A 21,844-nucleotide genomic window follows, 5' to 3' on the forward strand; every position below is an offset into this window, starting at 1 on the left:
AAGAAAGGCCGCTATATGCGGCCTTTCTTTTTTATAAATCAATAAATCGCATCGATAAGTCGACAGCCTGCAAATCTTTGGTTAATTGCCCCACAGAAATTCTATCAACACCTGTCTCAGCAATACTTCGTAGCGTCTCTTTATTAATACCACCAGAAGCTTCAAGAGCTACTTTACCCTGAGCAACCACAACAGCCTCGCGAAGCATCTCCAGTGAAAAATTATCCAGCAAAACAATATCCACAGCAGTATTGAGTACCTGATGTAATTCATCCATAGACTCGACTTCAACTTCAATTGACACATTTGGATGCAAAGCTTTGGCCTGAGCTACCGCTGCTGCAATTGAGCCCGCAGCAAGAATGTGATTTTCCTTAATCAATATGGCGTCATACAGCCCAAAGCGATGATTAACTCCGCCACCACAACGTACCGCATATTTCTGGCCAAGCCTTAATCCTGGAAGGGTTTTGCGGGTATCCAGCAGTTTAACCGGCAAGTCTTTGATGATGTCAGCATAAAGTTTGGTATGAGTAGCGGTACCGGAAAACGTCTGCAAAAAATTCATAGCGGTACGTTCGCCACTCAATAATGCCCGGGCATTACCGGAGAGTTCACATACCACCGCATTTTCCCGCAGCAAATCGGCATCGTTGAAGAACCAGTGGATTTGAATACTTGGATCCAGCTGCTTGAAGACTTCATTAAACCAGTCTTGCCCACATAGAACAGCATCCTGACGACTAATTAGTCTGGCTTTGGCTATCGCATTTTTTGGAATAAGATCTGCGGTGAGATCTTGTTGTCCAATATCCTCAAGTAGGGAGAGTTTGACTTGTGAGGTAATAAAATTTGCTGGAATGAAATTCTGAATCGTCATAGTGTTAGGGGTTCAATTTAAACAGACGATAGGGTAACTGTTAAAGCTCTGATAATCTATTCAGAAACCTATGTTGGAGAGATGAGTGATTATCGACAAGCAAAGTGGATGGCTGGATGCGGCGGAGATTTTACCCTCACCAAATTATGATGACCGTCCTGATGAGAGCGATATCAGCGGCATCATTATTCACAATATCAGTTTACCGCCTGGACAGTTCGGCGGAGGCTGGATTGCCGATCTTTTTCTAAACCAGCTTGACCCGAATGCACATCCTTATTTTGCAGAAATCGCGCATCTAAAAGTTTCATCGCATTTGTTGATAAGACGAGATGGATTGATGCAGCAGTTTGTGCCATTTCAAAAACGTGCATGGCATGCAGGGGTATCCTGCTGGGAAGGGCGTGAACGTTGTAATGACTTTACAATCGGTATTGAAATGGAAGGTGATGATGAAACGCCATTCACCGAAGATCAATATCAACAACTAGCAAATGTGAGCAAAGCTCTGCTTGCAGCCTATCCATTATTATCGAAAGAAAGAATTACCGGTCATGAGCATATCGCTCCTGGACGTAAAACTGATCCCGGGCCCTATTTTGATTGGGTCTATTTCAAACAATTATTGCAAGCATAAAAAAAGCCGCCAGGAGGCGGCTTTAGTCGATTTTAAATGATTATCACTGCGTGATCGCAATCAGCTCGATATCAAAAATCAAAGTTTCATTGGGGCCAATCATTTCACCGGCACCTTGTGGACCATAAGCCAGATTGCCTGGGATGACCACGCGCCATTTACCGCCTTCTTTCATCATCTGCAAGACTTCCTGCCAGCCTTGAATAACGCCATTCACTGGGAAGGTTGCTGGTTCACCACGCTGAATAGAGCTGTCAAATACAGTACCATCAATCAAAGTACCTTCGTAATGGGCGATGACTTTATCAGTTGCTTTTGGTGTTGCGCCATCACCTTCTTCAAGAATTTCATATTGCAGGCCGCTATCGGTTGTGACTACACCGTCTTTTTTAGCGTTTTCTGCCATATAGGCTTTAGACTCGGCTTGTTTTTTGTTCATCATTGCAGCCAGTTCTTGTGATTTTTTCTGCTGGTATTTACCAATGATTTCCTGCGCAGTTGCCTGATCCATCTGTGGTTGACGGCCAGCCATCATGTCGGCAACACCTGCACTGAATGCATCCATTTCAAGCTCTACACCTTCCATCATCATTTGTTGACCGACTTGTATGCCGAAGATATAGCTGAGTTTTTGTTGTTCGGTATCGAGGGTGGCGTTTTCTGCCATTACATTAGCTCCAAATAAAACGGGAAGGAAAGCGAGATATTTCAGTTTCATGTCTTATGACTCTCAAATTTTAAATAAAATAATTTAGCTTGCGTGCGTTAGAGATCTTATCAGCCGCGAAGTTCGCCATGCGATTGTCTCATATTTTTTCACAGCTTTCAGATTGAATAGCCGAGTAATACACTTGGTTATTCGTTCAAATGATACTATAATGGTATCAATTAGGAGGGCGTCAAATGTTACGCATGAGTAAATTGACTGATTACGGCATTGTGCTGATGAGTTACATAGCCGAGCACCGAAGCAAACAGCATAGTGCCCACATGCTATCTGATGCCGTGCATATGCCATTGCCGACGGTGCGAAAAATTTTAAAAGTGTTGTCAGCCGGAGGACTACTGACTTCAGAACGTGGCGCGCAGGGTGGATATACATTAAGTGGAGATCCCGCCAGTATTTCCGTCGCGCAGATTATTACCGCAATTGAAGGTCCTATCGCTTTAACGGAATGCGTAAGTACTGTTACGCATTGTGATCAGGAAACGCATTGCACCGTGCAGACAAACTGGAACCAAATCAATAATGCCGTATTTCACGCGCTGGATGAGGTCAAGTTAGCCGATATGCTGGCGCCAACAGTTTCAGCGCCGCGAACAGTTCAATTTTACCCGCCCAATTACAGGGCAAGAACAGTTACCTTACAGGATGGTGATCAACATGAATGATCAAACACAACAACTAGAAGCAATTACCCAGAAAGAATACAAAGCTGGCTTTTATACTGATATTGAATCAGACAGTTTGCCACCGGGTTTGAATGAAGATGTGGTTCGTCAGATCTCCCTTATTAAAGGTGAGCCGGAGTTCATGCTTGAATGGCGCCTGAAAGCCTTTCGCCATTGGTTAACGATGGAAACGCCGGAATGGGCACACGTCCATTATCCTGAAATCGACTATCAGTCAGTCAGTTATTATTCAGCTCCCAAGAAAAAAACTGATGGACCAAAAAGCCTGGATGAAGTTGATCCGGAACTATTGCGTACCTATGAAAAGCTGGGTGTACCATTAGACGAACGGGCGCGTTTGGCAGGGGTTGCAGTTGACGCGGTGTTTGATAGCGTTTCAGTCTCGAATACCTTTAAAGATAAACTGGCCGAGCAGGGCATCCTGTTTATGCCAATCTCAGAAGCCATTCATGAGCATCCTGAACTGGTCAAAAAATATCTGGGTAGTGTTGTTCCCTATAAAGATAACTATTACGCTGCATTGAACTGTGCTGTGTTTACCGATGGTTCTTTTGTCTATATCCCCAAAGGGGTGCGTTGTCCGATGGAACTCTCCACTTATTTCCGTATCAATGCGGCTAATACCGGACAGTTTGAACGGACGTTAATCATTGCTGATGATGACTCCTATGTGAGTTACCTGGAAGGGTGTACAGCGCCTATGCGTGATGAAAACCAGCTGCATGCGGCGGTAGTAGAACTGGTGGCACTGGATCGTGCAGAAATTAAATATTCCACTGTGCAGAACTGGTATCCCGGTGATGAAAACGGCAAAGGTGGTATTTATAACTTTGTAACAAAACGTGCAGCCTGTCGTGGTGAAAGTTCAAAAGTCTCCTGGACTCAGGTCGAAACTGGCTCAGCCATTACCTGGAAATATCCAAGTGTGATTTTGCAGGGGGATAATTCTGTAGGTGAATTTTACTCAGTGGCTGTTACCAATAATATGCAGCAGGCTGACACCGGAACCAAGATGATCCATCTGGGTAAAAACACCAGCTCGACCATTATCTCCAAAGGTATTTCGGCTGGTAGATCATCCAATGCCTACCGCGGTCTGGTTCGGATTGGACCCAATGCCGAGAATGCGCGTAACTACACGGAGTGTGATTCGTTACTGATGGGCGATAAATGTGCTGCGCATACCTTTCCGTATATTGAAGTGAAAAATCCGAGTGCTCAGGTTGAGCACGAAGCCTCTACTTCAAAAATCAGTGAAGATCAGCTGTTTTATTGCAAGCAGCGTGGCCTTGATGTGGAAGATTCTGTATCAATGATTGTCAACGGTTTCTGTAAACAGGTTATTCGTGAGCTGCCGATGGAATTTGCGGTTGAAGCTCAGAACCTGCTGGGCTTGTCGTTGGAAGGCTCGGTTGGTTAAACAGCGTTCACTTACATAACTACATGTTGGGCGGGTCAGGCCGCTTAACCTATAAAAAATGAATAGAGAATAATTATGAAAATGTTGGAAATAAAAAATTTACACGCATCAATTGAGGGCAAAGAAATTCTGCGTGGTATCAATCTGACGGTCAATGCTGGCGAAGTTCATGCCATCATGGGACCAAATGGTGCCGGTAAAAGCACCTTGTCAAATGTATTAACAGGTCGTGAAGGCTATGAAATCACCCAGGGTGAAGTCATATATAAAGGTCAAAACCTGCTGGAACTGGAACCTGAAGAGCGTGCCAGACGCGGCGTGTTTCTGGCTTTTCAGTATCCGGTAGAAATCCCCGGCGTCAGTAATATCTATCTGCTTAAAGCCGCATTAAATGCCATTCGTAAACATCAGGGTCTGGAAGAGCTTGATGCCATCGACTTCCTGACGCTGGTCCGCAGCAAAATGGCGTTGGTCAAGATGGACGAACAGTTTTTACACCGCAGTGTAAATGAAGGTTTCTCCGGCGGTGAGAAAAAACGTAATGAAATCCTGCAAATGGCCTTACTGGAGCCGCAACTGGCCATTATGGATGAAACCGATTCAGGCCTGGATATTGACGCTCTGAAAACCGTTTCTGAGGGGGTTAATGCCTTGCGTAGTCCTGAGCGTTCATTTGTGATGATTACCCATTATCAGCGGTTACTTGATTATATCGTTCCCGATTTTGTCCATGTGTTGTCTGAAGGTCGCATCGTAAAATCGGGTGATAAAGAATTGGCAAAAGAACTGGAAAAATCCGGCTATAGCTGGGTGCATGATGCACCAGAGCCGGAAGGGCAGCCTGCATGAAAGTATTAACAGACATTCATACCGATTTTTCTGCTGTTGCTAACAGCCGTGACATTATGGTGGCTGACAACGCACGTTGGAAAACCCTGCGTGAACAAGCTCAGCATCAGTTTGCACGAATGGGCTTACCCGGCAGAAAAGAAGAAGACTGGAAATACACCAGCCTGTGGCAGTTTGGTCAGGAACAGTTTGTTCATCAGGTATCCCAACCAGGATATGCTGATATTCATGAGCTGAAGCTGGTTGAAGATGCCTATCGTCTGGTGATTGTCGATGGTCGTGTGGATTTGACTGCATCATCCATTGACAGACTGCCTGATGGGCTTACCGTAACGCCATTATCTCAATCAATTGAGCGCGCCAGCGAATTTCTCAATCAACAAATCAGCATGGAAAAGCCAGGCTTTAATGCGATGAACACCATGTTGATGAATGAGGGGGTTTTCATAGAGGTAACTGAAAATACAAAGATTGATAAACCGATTGAATTAATCGTGGTAAACAGCGGCCATACGCAACATTACGCAATGCATCTGCGTCATGTCATTGTGCTTGGAAAAGACAGTCAGGCAACCTTTATTGAAACCTATGCTGGCAATGATAAAGCCAATGGTTTGACCGATGTAGTAACTGAAATAAGTCTGGCTGAAAATGCAGAATTATTTCATTACAAATTACAGCGTGAATCACTGGGGCATTATCATGTTGCCACTATGGCTGCCTCACAGGCTACTGACAGTAAATGGCATAACACCAATATTTCTCTAGGTGCAAAACTCGCCAGAAACGATGTACACAGCCAATTATTGGGAGAGCAATCCCATGTGACGATGAACGGTCTGTATCTGGTGACCGGAGAACAGCATGTAGATAATCACACTCGCATTGATCACAGCGTCCCAAATACCACCAGTGAAGAAGTTTACAAAGGTGTATTGGATGAACAAAGCCATGCGGTGTTTAACGGCAAAGTAATCGTTCATAAAGATGCCCAGAAAACCGATGCCAATCAAAGCAACCGCAATTTACTGTTGTCTCGTGGTTGTGAAATTGATACCAAACCGGAAATGGAAATCTATGCCGATGATGTCAAATGTGGACATGGTAGTGCAGTAGGTCAAATCAATGAAGATCAATTGTTTTTCCTGCGTAGCCGTGGTCTCGATGAAGTTAGTGCTCGTAGCTTGCTGACTTTTGCCTTTGCGGTTGACGTGATTGAACGCATTACCAATCAGGAACTCAAACAATCTATTACCCAGGTAATTGAAAAACGTTTACCTAAAGGTGGTGTGCATGAGTAATTTGAACATTAATACTATCCGTGCGGACTTTCCGATTCTGCATCAGGAGATTAATGGCTATCCATTGGTGTATCTGGATAATGCCGCCACCAGCCAGAAACCACGTCAGGTCATTGATGCCGTCAGTCATTATTATCTGCACGATAATGCCAATATTCATCGTGGTGTACATAAGTTAAGTCAACGTGCTACCGATTTATATGAAGCAGCCCGTGGCAAAGTTCGCCAATTTGTAAATGCCAACTCAGATAAAGAAATCATCTTTACCCGTGGAGCCACCGAAGCGATTAATCTGGTGGCGCAAAGCTTTGTCAGACCAAAGCTGCAAGCAAATGATGAAATACTGATCAGTCATTTGGAACATCACGCCAATATCGTGCCGTGGCAGATACTATGTGAACAGACTGGTGCCAAACTCAAAGTGATTCCGATGACTCAGACAGGTGAATTGGATTTAACGCAATTTGATACCATGCTGACTGAACGCACGAAGATTCTGGCTATCGGTCATGTCTCCAATGCACTGGGCACCATCAATCCAGTTAAAGCGATGACTGAAAAAGCCCACGCGAAAAATATTCCGGTATTAATCGATGGTGCACAGGCTGTGCCGCATATGACAGTCGATGTTCAGGATCTGAATTGTGATTTTTATGTGTTCTCCGGCCATAAGATGTTTGCACCCACTGGTATTGGTGCGTTGTATGGACGTGAAGATCTACTAAACGCCATGCCACCCTATCAAGGTGGTGGCGATATGATTCTTTCGGTAAGTTTTGAAAAAACCATCTATAACGAGCTGCCAGCCAAATTTGAAGCAGGTACACCAAATATCTCCGGTGTTATCGGTTTGGGTGCAGCGATTGATTATATGTGGCAGGTGGGGATCGATAATATCGCCGCCCAGGAACATCACTTGCTGGAGATAGCGACCCGCAAAATTGAGTCTTTGCCTGGTGTCAACATTATTGGTACCGCTGCCGAGAAAGCTGCAGTAATTTCTTTCATGATCGAAGGCGTTCATCCACACGATGTAGGCACTATTTTTGATCAACAAGGCGTTGCTATTCGCACCGGGCACCATTGTGCTCAACCGGTAATGGAGTTTTATGATATTCCGGCCACTGCACGTGCTTCATTTGCCTTCTATAACTCAGAAGAAGAAGTCGACGCATTAATTAACGCCATACAAAAGACACAGGAGCTTTTTGCCTGATGAGTGATTTAAGAGAGCTTTACCAGCAAGTGATCATGGATCACAACAAACGGCCACGTAATTTTCGTGAGATTGAGAAAGCCAATCATCTTGCGCATGGCAACAATCCGTTGTGTGGCGATAAGCTGGTGGTTTATCTCAAGCTTGATGGCGATAAGATTGATGATGTCAGTTTCAAAGGCAGCGGCTGTGCCATCTCCATGGCCTCTGCATCATTAATGACTGAAGCTTTGAAAGGCAAAACCATTGACGAAGCTCAGGCCATTTACGAGCAGGTACATAAATCCATGACCGGTGAAGAAACTGACCGAAACCTGCTGGGCAAACTGGAAGTGCTTAGTGGTGTTAAAGAGTTTCCGGCACGGGTAAAATGCGCGACTTTGTCCTGGCATACCGTGCACGCCGCGATAGACAGTGATCATGATATTTCGATTAGTACTGAGTAATTTATGAACGACAATCAGGTACAACCTTTTACCGCTGAAGATATAAAAGAAGATGTAATTGAGATGCTCAAAACCATCTTTGATCCCGAGATCCCGGTCAATATCTATGAGCTTGGATTGATCTATGAGATTGATGTGAGTGAATCCGGAAATGTGGTTATCCAAATGACGCTTACCGCACCGGGATGCCCCGTGGCACAGACGTTTCCCGGGGATGTAGAAAACAAAATCAGCAGCATTGACGGTGTGAACAAAGTGCATGTTGAACTGGTGTGGGATCCACCCTGGACTCGAGACCAAATGAGCGAAGCCGCTCAATTACAACTAGGTATGTTTTAAGTTTGTTTGGTTAACTTTGACAAGTAGAGAATTGTGGCAAAAAAAAACCGTGGATAGGTCTATCCACGGTTAAACAGATCGCATGACCAATCTGAAGAGGTAACAAACTTTAACACTACAGTTAGCAACTATTTCAGGGCTAAGCCCCGAGAGAATCTCATTAGCAAGCTGTTGGAGTTAATCATAGTCATCTTAGACGCCACCGCATATAGGAGGAATTCCTTTTATTCTTCTTATGTGTAGACTCGGTTTATCAATGTTAAACGGTGTAGTGAACTGATTTATTATTAAATTTAATTAGAATTAATAATTAAATATAAAAACAATTGCTTAAGTCCGTTTTTCTCTATTTTTATAGCGTCATTAACAAAATAAGGAAAATATCCTATATGGGATATTTTCCTCTTTGTCTACTATCCACTCACAGAAATCAAACTGAGCCGGATAATATGAACATTGCCACCACAAACTCTGCCGAATTACTCAAATTCAAACTCACTGACATGATCGATGATGTATTAGCACATGACGGCTACAGTGATATTCATATCGAAGTTAAGATTCTCAAGCGTGGCCAGAAAGAAGTCATATTACACTTTGGTAAGCAATATCGGTTTGTTATCGACATGCCAGTTAAAAGCACCTCGAAAGATACGGTAGGCTCGAATTGAATTGTTCATTGGGCAAGGAGCGGGTGCCTCTAACAAATACCTCAAATAAAAAATCACCTTTTTTTCCTTTGTGAATAATGATTGAAAAAGCCATTTAAGCTATTCACAGTAATTTTATTTCTCAGTTTACTCATTGAATTATATTGATAATGATGCTTTATCAGTTTAGCTTTTATGTTAATTAATAATAACTAAACACATAACATTAGTTTAAGGAGCAATGATTATTCTCATTCCATGTGATATCGAGAGCGCTATATGAGCTTAAGAGGCCTGATCAATAGTCGAATTATATTTTCGGTGATCATTATTATTCTTGTGGGGGGCTTGTTAACAATATGGCAAGCACGTCATTCAGTTGAACGTGAGGTAAATTCTTCGTTCAATCTGGCCCTGCAAATGATTGATTTGGGATTTAGCCATTTATCCCGAACTTCCATGACTGAATATGAATGGCTTCAGCAAATTAGTGCGATTCAACATACCCGTCATCTACATATAAGTCTTATTAATGAAGAGAATGAGGAAGTAGAATGGTTTGTATCTGATGATATAGATGAAGAGTTACCACCTCAATGGTTTCAACGAGCTGTTAAAACTACCTATCCATCTTCAAAATATGACATAAAACTTGCTGATGGCAGAGTAAAAAAAATTATTGTTCGAGCTGATCCGATGGATGAAATTGCTGAAGCCTGGGAGGAATCGGAAGCTTATTTCTGGTCAGTAATGACAATGGTCGCTGTAATATTTTTAGCCATTAATTTTGTATTCAATTCCATGCTACAAAATGTGCGGACGATTGTTGTTGGGCTTAGGCGTGTAGAGTCTGGACAATATGGACGTAAACTACCGCCCTTCAAAATCAGTGAATTCGATGCTATTGCCACAGAAATCAATCACTTGTCTGATGCTTTGAAAGTCGCCAAAGAGAATAATCAGGCGTTAGCCCGTCATACAATGCAGATTCAGGAATCCGAAAGACGAAACTTATCCCGCGAATTGCATGATGAAATGGGCCAATCGTTGACTGCTATAAAAGCCATGTCTACAGCGATTCGCCAGCCGGGTACGGATGTAGCAAAAATTTCCGATTCAATCGCTGAAATATGTAACCATTTGGCCGGCGTGGTTCGTTCCATGATGCGAACCTTGCATCCGTTAAGTCTTGCTGATTTAGGCTTGGGGGCAACGCTGACCGATCTTGTTAATGAGTGGCGTCGTAGGCATCCCGATCTGGTGATAAAACTGGATTATGATGACTGTCTGGATGATGTTTCACATGAATTGGCGATACATGTTTATCGAATTGCACAGGAATGTCTCACCAATGTAGTGCGTCATGCCAATGCCACTGAGGTAACATTACTGATTCGGCAGGAGGGCGAGCATACCTCTCCACGTGTAGTTATGCGGATCCATGATAACGGGCAAGGCGGTGAGACTTCCGGACATGGGTTCGGGGTATTGGCCATGCGAGAACGGGTTGAGAATATGGGAGGCCGTTTCAGATTCGAGTCTGAAGCAGGAAAAGGCGTTAATGTCAGTGTATGGATGCCAATCATAGAGAAAACAGAGAATGAATGATAAAAAGATAAGTGTATTGCTGGTAGATGATCACCAGGTGGTGAGAGCCGGATTCAGAATGTTACTGGATTCTCAACCATTTATTGGCGACATAGTGGATGTTGATCGTGGCGAAGTGGCCTGTCATGAATATGAACGCAAGCGTCCTGATGTGGTGGTAATGGATTTATCCATGCCCGGCATTGGAGGATTGGAAACCATTCGTCGTCTTAAAAAGCAGGATCCACAGGCCACTATACTGGTCTACAGCATTCATGATGAATCGATCTATGTCGAGCGTGCCATTCAGGCCGGTGCTAAAGGCTATGTGACTAAAAACAGTGCTGCAGAAGTACTGGCAGAAGCCGTGTTAGCGGTATCTCAGGGCAAACGTTATATTGAACAGGATATTTTGCCCAATATAGATGATTTCAAACATCCCAGTGATACGTTGCATTACGGTCAGGTGGTGGAGTTGTTATCGCCAAGAGAGTTTGATGTGTTTTGTCTGACGGCTAAAGGGATGACTGCACATGAAGTCGCTGCAGAATTACATTTAGGCTATAAAACAGTGGCGAACTACAACACACAGATTAAAAATAAACTGAATGTAAACACCACGGCAGATCTGGCGAATATTGCCGTTGTATTAGGTATTATTAAACATTAACCTTAATTGCTATCCAGTTGATAACTAATAGTTAATTTAAAAGTATTGCAAGCCTCTTGAATTTTTTTTGACACATCCCAATCTTGCTGATCAGAAGACAGTATTCGTCTTCATGATGAACTTGTTATGGAGGTGTTTTTATGGCTATTCAACGTTATAGACCTTACAGTCTGCTTGATAATCTGCAGCGTGAAATGTCGACGCTATTCCAGTCACCGGCCGCTGAAACCAACTTCAGTGAAGAGGATTGGACACCAGCAGTTGATATTCAGGAAAACGCAGAGAGTTTCATTATTCACGCTGATTTGCCCGGCGTTAAAGCCGCTGATATTGAAGTGACAGCCGAAAATGGTCTGTTGACCATTAAAGGTGTGCGTGACAGTAAAAAAATTGAAGAAAAGGATAATTACAAACGTATTGAACGCTTCAGTGGCAGTTTTATGCGGCGTTTCACCCTACCGGAAACCGCTGATGTAGATAACATCAATGCCGCTTCACGGGATGGGGTGTTGGAGTTGACGATTCCTAAAATGCCACAGCTTCAACCCAAACGCATTGAGGTGAATGTTCAGCAGTAAAATCAAATTAAAGCCCCGGAAAGTTATTTTCCGGGGCTTTTTTTGTATACAGGAAAAATTCCCAATATAATGATAACCGGGTTAGGGGTTAGCTAATCAATTCAAAAAGATAACCAACATTGCTCTTGCGGGTAGAGAATGGAAGCAGGTTTTTATATTTAAGGAGCAATACTATGAAACATACAGCTACATTATTAACAGCTGCAGTCACAATGTCTTTATCTTCAATGGCATTGGCTGATAACGACAACTATGATCTTGACGATATCCGTGAATGGAAACTGGTCAAAATGGAAACGTGTATGGATGCTGCTTTGGATACCATTCCTGGCAATGTTCGTAAACTTGAAATGAAAATGGAAGGTGATGACCCAGTATATGAGTTTGATATTGAAGCTTCGGCAAATGGCAGTACCTACAATGTCGAATGTAATGCTGAAGAAGGTTTTGTCACCGAAGTCGAGCGTGAAGTAGAAGCAAATGATCCTACATTCCAGAAATACGCCAAAATTGAAGAATCAGCAGCTCGTCAAACGGCTTTGGATTTCATTCCGGGCGAAGTAGTTTCCAATGAATATGAAATCGGTTACGAAGGTTCGGTCACTTATGAATTTGATATCGTGAATGAACATGGCCGCGAATATAAAGTAGATGTAAATGCCGTAACTGGTGAAATTGAAGAAGCCAATTTAGAGTTGTATGAAATTGGTATGGAAAAAGAACTGAAACAATAAAATCAGTCTTGGTAACACTAAAAAGCCGGCTATCATGCCGGCTTTTTTTATGTGTTTTACATCAGGTCTTTTTTGAGTGCTTAGTTCACGGTTCAAAGATTATTTAACCCGCATTCCCGGTTTTGCTCCTTCATCGGGGTTTAGGATAAACAAGTCCTTACCACCAGGGCCTGCGGCCAGCACCATGCCTTCTGATAAACCGAAGCGCATTTTACGTGGGGCCAGATTTGCGACCATCACGGTTAATTTACCGACCAGATCTTCAGGTGCATAAGCAGATTTGATGCCTGCAAATACCTGTTTTTCAGCCAGTCCGATATCCAACGTCAGTTTCAGCAGTTTTTCAGCACCTTCGACATGTTCGGCATTAACAATTTTGGCGATGCGTAAGTCAATTTTGGCAAAATCATCAAACTGAATTTCTTCGGCAATCGGATCAATATTTTCAGCTGTTTTGGTGGGGGCAGCTGTTGCAGCCATATTCTCTTTGGACTCTTCAATAATAGCGTCAATTTTGTCCTGTTCGACCCGAGTCATTAAAGGTTTGAACGGTTCAATAGTATGACCTAATAATGGTTGACCAATATCAGCCCACTGCAATGGACTAATTTTTAAGAAAACTTCAGCTTGTTCAGCCGTTCGTGGTAATACAGGTTTGAGGTAAGCAATCAAAACACGAAACATATTGATGCCCATACTACAAACGGCTTGTACTTCTGCGTCTTTGCCTTCTTCTTTCGCCAGCACCCAGGGTTTTTGTTCATCAATATACTGATTGGCTTTGTCTGCCAACGCCATGATTTCGCGCATTGCCTGAGCAAATTCGCGATTGTCATAACGTCTGGCAATCGACTCAGATTGATCGGTGAATGCGTTAAATAATGCTTCATCAGTCAATGAGTCACTTAATTTTCCATCAAAGCGTTTATTGATAAAACCGGCACAGCGGCTGGCAATATTCACAACCTTGCCAACCAGATCTGAATTAATGCGACTCTGGAAATCTTCCAGGCTCAAATCGATATCTTCAATAGTGTTATTCAGCTTGGCAGCAAAGTAATAACGCAGATATTCCGGATTCAGATGATTCAGATAAGTGCGGGCCTTGATAAAAGTGCCACGCGACTTGGACATTTTTTTACCATCAACGGTAAGAAAGCCATGCGCATACACACGGTTTGGTAATCTGAAACCGGCACCCTTAAGCATGGCCGGCCAGAACAGCGCATGGAAATAGATAATATCCTTGCCGATAAAGTGCACCATTTCAGTCGGGCTGTCGGCACGCATAAATTCATTAAAATCCACACCGGTGCGATCACAGTAGTTTTTGAAGCTGGCTAAATAGCCAATCGGAGCATCCAGCCACACATAGAAAAACTTGTTTGGCGCATCCGGTATCTCAAAACCAAAGTAGGGTGCATCACGTGAGATATCCCAATCCTGCAGACCGCTGTCAAACCATTCACCGAGTTTGCGTCCTACTTCAGCCTGTAAATGGTCGCCCTGAGTCCATTCACGCAGCATTGGTTCAAAATTACCTAGTTTGAAGAAATAGTGCTTAGACTCTTTAGTGATGGGAGTAGCGCCAGAAACGGCTGATACAGGGTTTTTTAATTCGGTTGGATCATATGTGGCACCGCAAACTTCACAGCTATCACCATATTGATCGGCTGCACCACATTTGGGGCATTCACCGCGGATAAAACGATCCGGTAAGAACATTTCTTTTTCTGGATCGTAGGCCTGACTGATGGTACGACTTTCGATATGTCCGGCATCACGATTTGCCAGATAAATCTGGCTGGCCAGTTGGCGGTTTTCTTCGCTGTGTGTGCTGTGATAGTTATCAAAACCAATCGCAAACTCGGCAAAATCCGCCTGATGTTCCTTGCTGATGTCGGCAATTAATTGTTCCGGGGTAATGCCCTCATTCTGTGCGCGCAACATAATTGGCGTGCCATGGGCATCATCGGCACATACATAATGACATTCGTGGCCCCGCATCTTTTGAAAACGTACCCAGATATCTGTCTGAATATATTCAACTAGATGTCCCAAATGGACAGAACCGTTGGCATAGGGAAGTGCGCTGGTGACCAGAATCTTTCGTTGCATAAATAAACCGGAATTAAGCCGTTAGAAAACCGTCAAAGATAACAGATTAACTAGGGTCTGTTAATCTTTCATGGCCACCATGAAAGGCTAACAAACCTTATCAGACTCTATTTTGAATAATGTGGCATGGTTGCGTTGAAAAGCCATGCCAATTGCTTTAGATTGAGGCTATATCTGCCGTGACGGCAAATCCTAGTAGCAAGAGAGCGCGATGGACCTGAATTTACATGATATACATGCCGAGTCAATTGAACTGGCTCTGGACCGTGCGCGACAATATCGCTCATTACTTGAGCCCGAAATTGCGGAAAGCATCTGCCTGGATATTCTCAATATCGAGCCTGAAAATCAGGCGGCTTTGGTGGTTTACATACTTGCGTTAACTGATCAGATCAGTATCAGTGGCAGTCAGTCGCCGTTTCAGGATATTGAAACGGCTATCAGCAAGCTGTCCAGTGAATACAAACAGACCTATTACACCGGTATTGTGCTGGAACGTCGTGCCAGATTTATGCTCACTCAACCCATGTCCCGTGCATTTGCCTATGATTATTTTATTAAGGCGCTGGAATGTTACCAGCAGGCAGAGCAAATGCGTCCAGATCATAATGATGAAGCCATTCTGCGCTGGAACAGCTGTGTGCGAACCATTCAGCGTGAAAAACTTGAACCGCTGTCAGAGACCGATCAAATTGTAATGAGTCGGGAAAGCTGATGGCACTGTTGCAAGTTAAAAAGCGCCTGATGGCGATGGCCGGTCTGGTGCTGACCGCATATCTGATTTTTCATATGCTCACTAATCTGAGCTTTTTCAGTCCCGAGCAATACCAGGCGTTTTACGATTTTTATAATCAACCACTGATTCGCTGGCCTTTATGGCTATTAGTGGCAGCATCATTGGTGTTTCATGTCATTGTCGCGGTGCAAATTCGATTGCACAACAGCAAGGCCAGGGTTCAGGCTTATCAGCACCGGCAACACCATTTCATTCCCGCATGGCTGGTATCCATCGTTATTACGCTGATTTTGCTGTTTATTGTCTGGCATATGGCGCAAATGTGGTCATTTGGCGGTGCTGATATTTACACGCAGACACTCACGTTATTCAGTTCAGTATGGCAATTGCTGATTTACCTTGGGGGCGTGTTGTTAATTGGACTGCACCTGCAACACTCATTGACCAATGTATTACAAACACTGGGCAAAACTTCAAAACAGTTTTACTGGATTAGCACTGCCATTGTCGTTTTACTAGTGGTGGGATTTGCTATTGTCCCGATTCTGGCCTATTGGAAAGCATAAATGACTGAAGAACAACCATTAGACAGCTTTTCCCCAAAAGGTCCATTGGAACAACGTTGGACTCAGCATAAATACAATCTGCGGGTAGTCAGTCCGGCTAATCGAAAACGATATCGAGTAATTGTGGTCGGCACCGGTCTGGCTGGTGCTTCTGCTGCAGCATCATTGGCAGAAATGGGTTATCAGGTGAAAACCTTCTGCTATCAGGACAGTCCTCGCCGAGCGCATAGTATTGCTGCTCAGGGGGGGATTAACGCCGCTAAGAATTACCATAATGATGGTGACAGTGTCTGGCGTCTGTTTTACGACATGATCAAAGGTGGCGATTTTCGTGCCCGCGAATCCAATGTATTCCGACTGGCAGAACTGAGCACGTCGATTATTGATCAGGCTGTAGCGCAAGGGGTGCCGTTTGCCCGTGAATACAGCGGCTATCTTGCCAATCGTTCGTTTGGTGGAGCGCAGGTATCCAGAACCTTTTATGCACGAGGTCAAACCGGTCAGCAGTTATTACTCGGTGCTTATCAGGCGATGAGCCGGCAGGTAGCTGAAGGGCATATTGAGCATTTTTCCCGCTGTGAAATGCACGATTTAATCAAAATTGACGGCAAGGCCAAAGGTATCGTGGTCAGGGATTTATTGACCGGTGAATTAAGTTCACATCTGGCGGACTGTGTGGTGCTCTGCACAGGTGGTTATGGTAATGCCTTTTACCTGTCGACCAATGCCAAGGGCTGTAATACCTCTGCTATCTGGCGAGCACATAAGCATGGAGCATTATTTGCCAATCCCTGTTTTACCCAGATTCATCCCACCTGTATTCCACAACATGGTGAATTGCAATCCAAGCTGACCTTGATGAGTGAATCTTTACGTAACGATGGCCGCATCTGGGCACCCAAAAATCCGGCAGACTGTGGTCGTGACCCGCGTGAAATTCCGGAACAGGATCGGGACTATTTTCTGGAACGCATGTATCCGGCCTTTGGCAATCTGGTACCACGCGATATTGCTTCGCGGGCGGTCAAACATATTTGTGATGATGGCCGTGGTGTCGGTCATGAAATTAATGGGCAGAAGCTGGGGGTCTATCTGGATTTTGCCGATGCCATTAAAGAACAGGGTGCTGACGTAATCAATGAAAAATACGGCAATCTGTTTGATATGTATCAGCGAATTACTTCTGAAGACCCAACTCAACAGCCGATGCGAATATATCCTGCCGTGCATTACACCATGGGAGGATTGTGGGTGGACTATAATCTGATGACCTCTGTAGATGGATTGTTTGCCGGCGGCGAAGCCAACTTTTCCGATCATGGTGCCAATCGACTTGGAGCCAGTGCATTGATGCAGGGGTTGGCAGATGGCTATTTTATTCTACCAACCACGGTGTCCGATTATCTTGCTCGACAAACACCATTGGAAGATAAAGATTATCCAGAAGTGCAGCAGGCCATGAACTATTCGCAATCGCGACTGGACAGACTGTTGAATGCGCCTGAACCAAAACAGACGCCAGACTATTTTCATCGTCGTCTGGGCAAGATTTTATGGGATCACTGCGGCATGGCACGCAATGAATTTGACTTGAAACAGGCCATTGAAGATATCCAGCAACTGCGTGAACAATTCTGGCGGGAAATCAAAGTCAGTGGCAATGACAAACAGCTTAATCAGACGCTGGAAAGAGCCGGTCGGGTTGCCGATTTTATGGAACTTGGCGAATTAATGTGTATTGATGCATTAAGCCGTGAAGAGTCGTGTGGTTGCCATGCTCGGGTCGAACATTTAACCGCTAACGGTGAAGTACAACGACACGACAACGATTTTGGTTTTGTTTCTGCCTGGCAGTTCACCGGTGATGTGGTTCAGCCGAAGCTGGTAAAAGAACCGCTGCATTTCGATTTTGTCAGTCCTGGGATTCGCAACTACCAATGAAATTTATCCTGCATATATGGCGTCAGGCCAATCCCCAAGCCAAAGGTTTTTTTGAAAAACATGAATTGGAAGTGGAAGCTGAATCTTCTTTTCTGGAAATGCTTGATGCCCTCAATGAGCGTCTGATCACTCTTGGTAAAGAAGCTATTGTTTTTGATCATGACTGTCGTGAAGGCATTTGTGGCAGTTGTAGTCTGGTGATTAATGGCGAACCTCATGGTCGGCACCGGGCGACGACCACCTGTCAGCAATATATGCGTGACTATCAGGATCAAAACGAATTATGGATTGAGCCCTGGCGGGCAACGGCATTTCCGGTGATTAAAGATTTGATGGTCGATCGCAGTGCGTTTGATCGTATTATTCAGGCGGGTGGTTATATACCGGTAAGAACCGGTGCAGCACCAGAGGCCAATACCCAGCCAGTGGCCAAGCCGGTAGCAGATAAAGCCTTTGATGCAGCTACCTGTATTGGCTGTGGCGCCTGCGTTGCGGTTTGTCCGAATGCATCAGCAACGTTATTTATTGCTGCTAAGGTCAGTCACTTGAGTAGCTTGCCGCAGGGACAACTAGACCATAAACGACCGGCTAAAATGCTGGCAAAAATGGAAGCTGAAGGGTTTGGCAGTTGCAGTAATTACCGTGAATGTGAACGTGTCTGCCCCAAACAGATTCGAACTGACACCATTGTGACGATGAATAAATTGTTATATCAAAGCTAGGGCTTGTTGAGCTTTCATCTCCGCCTTGTTGGACGAAAAAATAGCCGCCAGCAGTAATGGCTAGCAAAGATTAATATACTTGGGTTCATAACATTTCCATCTCCTTACAGACCAGACGTTTCTGATTGGTCTGATAACATATTGCAGAATTATCCCCGTTACGGAGCGCCTGAATGGTAGAAGATTTGATCAGCAAACTTGATTCAATGACTGATAAACGCCGAGTTGTATTGTTGTTTTCGACGGAAGATGAATCAACTGTTCAAGAACAGATTCTGCCGAAATTACCTGAACAGCAATGGGATATTGAGCTCAGCAGCTTTGAGTTGGAGCAGTCATGTCAATTTGATGATGATCAGCTGGTCATCAGCTATCTGAATGATGAGTTGCTGCGTAAGTTGATGCTAAAGGCACGTGAGCAGAAATGGACGATTGGGCTGTTACCGCATCCCGAGATGAAACATGCCCGCTATGGTTTTGGGATTGCCGCCAATTTTGACGATGCACTTAGCGATATTGTGAATAACGATGCTTCGCAACTGGATTTGTTGCTTTGTAATGAAAGACCGGTGTTCAACTCTGTGATTGTAGGGCAGACCTTTACTTTGGTCCCTGGCGAAGCAATGGTAGAAGCATTCTTGGTGAGGGTAAGACGCTTCTGGCGATTGATGCGTAGTCTCAAAGAGGTGCGTTTTACACCGTTCACTATTACCACTCAGAAAGAAAAAGTGATTGAAACAGCAGCCTTTGGCGTGGTGGCAGTTGAGCATGGCCGAAGCTCAGTATTGTCCCGCCGTTTTATGCCCGATTCCAATGCCAATGATGGCATGCTGCATGCACTGGTGTTGGCGCCAAGAAGTGTCTTTGAAATGCTCAGGTTTCTGTTTGCCTCTTTGTTTATGCGAACTATCTGGAGCCGAAATAACCCGGCGTTTGTCGGCTTTATTAAAAGTAGCCAGCTTACGTTGGAAACCAATAAACCCATCCAATACAGTCATGATGAGATGGTCTCCGAGGCACAGCAACTGCAGTTCAAAGTAGAGCGGCGGACTATTCGGTTGATACCCGGCAGGCTACTGGCGTTATCGGAAAGTGGTGGGGATCAGAAAGAAGTTATTCGCACCCAGGCATTGCCGTTGGGCAAAGCGCGTAATGAACTGGTCAGTTATCCATTGCCATGGATGCATCATGCTGCGCCGGAAGAGTTCAAAGATTTATTTATGATGATGCGCGAAAGCGCAAAGGCTACTCCAGCCTATTTAACGTTGATGGTGTTATCCACTTTGCTGGCGGCTTTTGGCCTGTTTGCCAATTCTATTCCAGTCGTTATCGGTGCGATGATTCTGGCCCCATTGATGGGCCCGATTATTTCTATGTCATTAGGCACCCTGCGCCAGGATGAAAATCTGATGATCGATAGTGGTCGCAGTATCGCTATTGGCACCGGGCTCGCCTTACTTTGTGCCATGCTGATTGCCTGGTTTATACCGTTGAATCATATCAATAGTGAAATCGCCGCACGAATCAGTCCGACCTTGCTGGATTTAGGTGTGGCCGTGGTTTCGGGAATTGCCGGTGCCTATGCTCATGCGCGTGCTGAAGTGGCTAAAAGTCTTGCCGGTGTCGCTATTGCTGTAGCCCTGGTGCCACCGCTGGCGGTTGCTGGTATTGGCTTGGGTTGGTTCGACTTGACCGTGTTTTTTGGTGCTTTCCTGTTATATCTGACGAACCTTGTTGGCATTATTCTGGCAGCGTTAATCACCTTTATGATTCTGGGTTACAGTCCATTTCATCGAGCGAAACGTGGTTTGATGCTGACGCTGGTGATGGTGGCTATTCTGGCGGTTCCGCTGGCTTTCGGTTTTGAGCGGATGGTGGCCGAAAATAATGTGTTACGTCAGTTGGATGGCCAGGAAATAGCAGGTGTCAAACTGGTGGATGTCAATGTGAGACCACGTGATCCAGTGATAATCAGCTTGACCATGGTGTCAAAAACCCCAGTGGATCATGCCGTGATGGATGAAGTAAAACAGGAAATTGAACGCCGTTTACAACAACCAGTGGTGTTGGAAATTGCTGTCAGGGTGGTTCGATAAATAATAGCTCAGACACAGATTTCTGTGTCTGAGCTTTCCGTCATCAAGGCTTACGAAAACGTAAGGTCATTCGATCACTTTCACCAATGGCCTGATATTTCGTTTTATCTGTTTCATTATCTACGCGCAGGTTGGGTGGCAAGGTCCAGACACCATTGGGATGATCCGCCGTATCTGCCGGATTCGCGTTGATTTCAGACTTTTCTTCCAGTACAAAGCCAGCATTTTCAGCCAGTGAAATCACATATTCTTCAGTGAGATAACCACTTTTCTTCATCACAGCAAGCGGCGTTCCCGGTTTGGCCCGATGGTCAGTCACACCCAGAATACCGCCGGATTTTAATGCTGTGAAAATGGCATTAAAGGCCTGGTCGGCAAAATCACCCTGCACCCAGTTATGAACGTTGCGAAAGGTTAAAACAGCATCCAGACTTTGTGGAGCAGCAAATTGCCAATCGCTTTCCGGGCCAAATTCGGTGACAACTACTTCGTCATATAGCTCTGGAGAGGCTTTTAGCCAGGTATTGTATTCCTGGCGAAGATTTTGTCTGTAGGCCGATTGTGTGTCCTCAGGAAAACCGGCTGCAATCAATTTTCCCTTACCATGTTTTAACCATGGGGCAAGGATCTCCGTATACCAGCCACGTCCTGGCCATATTTCAGCGACATGCATATCAGCGGTGATGCCGAAGAACATCAAGGTGGCTGAAGGATGGCGAAACATATCACGTTGCTTATTGGCTTCTGACCGTGAAGGACTGTCAATTGTTTTCTCTAATAACGCCTCTGCCATAACAGGTTGACCAAGTGGCAGTAAACACAATAATAATAAAGAAGAAAAAATACGCTGCAAACTCATAGAAATTTTCCTTTTTAAATTTAAGTTAATACGTAACTAACAGACTGCATGATACGCTCATGGTTGCAACACCCCTTTAAGAACGA

22 protein-coding genes are annotated in these 21,844 nt (G+C 44.5%); 18 read left to right on the forward strand and 4 right to left on the reverse strand.

The features are described 5' to 3' along the window. Positions 1 to 31: 31 nt before the first annotated feature. A complete protein-coding gene (gene nadC / locus B4F66_RS10575; protein ID WP_292355899.1) occupies positions 32 to 880 on the reverse strand; it encodes a carboxylating nicotinate-nucleotide diphosphorylase in 849 nt (282 codons plus the stop codon). 85 nt (positions 881 to 965) lie between these two features. Here nadC and ampD point away from each other — a divergent pair, with 85 nt between their 5' ends. Further along, complete coding sequence (ampD, locus tag B4F66_RS10580; RefSeq protein WP_292355897.1) at positions 966 to 1,517, forward strand: 1,6-anhydro-N-acetylmuramyl-L-alanine amidase AmpD; 552 nt, start codon at positions 966 to 968, stop codon at positions 1,515 to 1,517. A 43-nt stretch (positions 1,518 to 1,560) separates the two neighbouring features. On the opposite strand, the gene B4F66_RS10585 is transcribed toward ampD, so the two are convergent. After that, a complete protein-coding gene (locus B4F66_RS10585) occupies positions 1,561 to 2,184 on the reverse strand; it encodes an FKBP-type peptidyl-prolyl cis-trans isomerase (RefSeq protein ID WP_292355895.1) in 624 nt (207 codons plus the stop codon). Positions 2,185 to 2,420: 236 nt separating this feature from the next. Here B4F66_RS10585 and B4F66_RS10590 point away from each other — a divergent pair, with 236 nt between their 5' ends. The 12 genes from B4F66_RS10590 (at position 2,421) to B4F66_RS10645 (ending at position 12,720) form a co-directional block, all read left to right on the forward strand. Next, positions 2,421 to 2,909, forward strand: coding sequence for an SUF system Fe-S cluster assembly regulator (locus tag B4F66_RS10590; RefSeq protein WP_292355893.1), 489 nt, complete (start codon positions 2,421 to 2,423; stop codon positions 2,907 to 2,909). Next, positions 2,902 to 4,350, forward strand: coding sequence for a Fe-S cluster assembly protein SufB (gene sufB / locus B4F66_RS10595; protein ID WP_292355891.1), 1,449 nt, complete (start codon positions 2,902 to 2,904; stop codon positions 4,348 to 4,350). Before B4F66_RS10590 ends, sufB begins: the two co-directional genes overlap by 8 nt. Before the next feature lie 81 nt (positions 4,351 to 4,431). After that, entirely contained in the window at positions 4,432 to 5,199 is a 768-nt protein-coding gene (gene sufC / locus B4F66_RS10600) for a Fe-S cluster assembly ATPase SufC (protein WP_292355889.1), read from the forward strand. Next, complete coding sequence (gene sufD, locus B4F66_RS10605) at positions 5,196 to 6,500, forward strand: Fe-S cluster assembly protein SufD (RefSeq protein WP_292355887.1); 1,305 nt, start codon at positions 5,196 to 5,198, stop codon at positions 6,498 to 6,500. Before sufC ends, sufD begins: the two co-directional genes overlap by 4 nt. After that, a complete protein-coding gene (locus B4F66_RS10610; protein WP_292355885.1) occupies positions 6,493 to 7,716 on the forward strand; it encodes a SufS family cysteine desulfurase in 1,224 nt (407 codons plus the stop codon). Before sufD ends, B4F66_RS10610 begins: the two co-directional genes overlap by 8 nt. Continuing rightward, a complete protein-coding gene (gene sufU / locus B4F66_RS10615; RefSeq protein WP_292355884.1) occupies positions 7,716 to 8,162 on the forward strand; it encodes a Fe-S cluster assembly sulfur transfer protein SufU in 447 nt (148 codons plus the stop codon). Before B4F66_RS10610 ends, sufU begins: the two co-directional genes overlap by 1 nt. A gap of 3 nt (positions 8,163 to 8,165) precedes the next feature. Beyond that, positions 8,166 to 8,501 carry an SUF system Fe-S cluster assembly protein gene (locus B4F66_RS10620; protein WP_292355882.1) on the forward strand — a complete coding sequence of 112 codons (336 nt, stop codon included), beginning with the start codon at positions 8,166 to 8,168 and terminating at the stop codon, positions 8,499 to 8,501. A 449-nt stretch (positions 8,502 to 8,950) separates the two neighbouring features. After that, on the forward strand, positions 8,951 to 9,172 hold the full coding sequence (locus B4F66_RS10625) for a hypothetical protein (protein ID WP_292355879.1): 222 nt from the start codon (positions 8,951 to 8,953) through the stop codon (positions 9,170 to 9,172). A 258-nt stretch (positions 9,173 to 9,430) separates the two neighbouring features. Continuing rightward, positions 9,431 to 10,759 (forward strand): histidine kinase, encoded by a 1,329-nt coding sequence (locus tag B4F66_RS10630; protein ID WP_292355877.1) that lies wholly within the window; start codon positions 9,431 to 9,433, stop codon positions 10,757 to 10,759. Next, positions 10,752 to 11,408 (forward strand): response regulator, encoded by a 657-nt coding sequence (locus B4F66_RS10635; protein ID WP_292355875.1) that lies wholly within the window; start codon positions 10,752 to 10,754, stop codon positions 11,406 to 11,408. The genes B4F66_RS10630 and B4F66_RS10635 overlap by 8 nt, the downstream gene beginning before the upstream one ends. 140 nt (positions 11,409 to 11,548) lie before the next feature. After that, positions 11,549 to 11,986: an Hsp20/alpha crystallin family protein gene (locus B4F66_RS10640; RefSeq protein ID WP_292355873.1), complete on the forward strand. Its 438-nt coding sequence runs from the start codon at positions 11,549 to 11,551 to the stop codon at positions 11,984 to 11,986. Positions 11,987 to 12,159: 173 nt separating this feature from the next. Next, positions 12,160 to 12,720 (forward strand): PepSY domain-containing protein, encoded by a 561-nt coding sequence (locus B4F66_RS10645; protein WP_292355871.1) that lies wholly within the window; start codon positions 12,160 to 12,162, stop codon positions 12,718 to 12,720. A gap of 99 nt (positions 12,721 to 12,819) precedes the next feature. Here the strand turns inward: B4F66_RS10645 and metG are convergent, their stop codons facing one another. Then, positions 12,820 to 14,838: a methionine--tRNA ligase gene (gene metG / locus B4F66_RS10650; protein ID WP_292355869.1), complete on the reverse strand. Its 2,019-nt coding sequence runs from the start codon at positions 14,836 to 14,838 to the stop codon at positions 12,820 to 12,822. 211 nt (positions 14,839 to 15,049) lie between these two features. Here metG and B4F66_RS10655 point away from each other — a divergent pair, with 211 nt between their 5' ends. The 5 genes from B4F66_RS10655 to B4F66_RS10675 all read left to right on the forward strand — a co-directional run bounded on the left by B4F66_RS10655 (position 15,050) and on the right by B4F66_RS10675 (position 20,899). Beyond that, positions 15,050 to 15,553 carry a hypothetical protein gene (locus B4F66_RS10655; RefSeq protein ID WP_292355867.1) on the forward strand — a complete coding sequence of 168 codons (504 nt, stop codon included), beginning with the start codon at positions 15,050 to 15,052 and terminating at the stop codon, positions 15,551 to 15,553. Next, the gene (locus B4F66_RS10660; RefSeq protein ID WP_292355864.1) at positions 15,553 to 16,140 is read left to right on the forward strand and encodes a succinate dehydrogenase/fumarate reductase transmembrane subunit; all 588 of its coding nucleotides are present in this window, start codon (positions 15,553 to 15,555) and stop codon (positions 16,138 to 16,140) included. The genes B4F66_RS10655 and B4F66_RS10660 overlap by 1 nt, the downstream gene beginning before the upstream one ends. Then, complete coding sequence (locus B4F66_RS10665; protein WP_292355862.1) at positions 16,141 to 18,081, forward strand: fumarate reductase/succinate dehydrogenase flavoprotein subunit; 1,941 nt, start codon at positions 16,141 to 16,143, stop codon at positions 18,079 to 18,081. After that, entirely contained in the window at positions 18,078 to 18,803 is a 726-nt protein-coding gene (locus B4F66_RS10670) for a succinate dehydrogenase/fumarate reductase iron-sulfur subunit (RefSeq protein WP_292355861.1), read from the forward strand. The genes B4F66_RS10665 and B4F66_RS10670 overlap by 4 nt, the downstream gene beginning before the upstream one ends. 173 nt (positions 18,804 to 18,976) lie before the next feature. Then, positions 18,977 to 20,899 (forward strand): TIGR00341 family protein, encoded by a 1,923-nt coding sequence (locus B4F66_RS10675; protein WP_292355859.1) that lies wholly within the window; start codon positions 18,977 to 18,979, stop codon positions 20,897 to 20,899. A gap of 43 nt (positions 20,900 to 20,942) precedes the next feature. Here B4F66_RS10675 and B4F66_RS10680 read toward each other — a convergent pair whose 3' ends face one another. Further along, positions 20,943 to 21,758, reverse strand: coding sequence for a class I SAM-dependent methyltransferase (locus B4F66_RS10680; protein WP_292355857.1), 816 nt, complete (start codon positions 21,756 to 21,758; stop codon positions 20,943 to 20,945). Between the last annotated feature and the right edge of the window lie 86 nt (positions 21,759 to 21,844).

The organism is Methylophaga sp. UBA3603, assembly GCF_002375335.1.
Classification (GTDB): Bacteria; Pseudomonadota; Gammaproteobacteria; order Nitrosococcales; family Methylophagaceae; genus Methylophaga.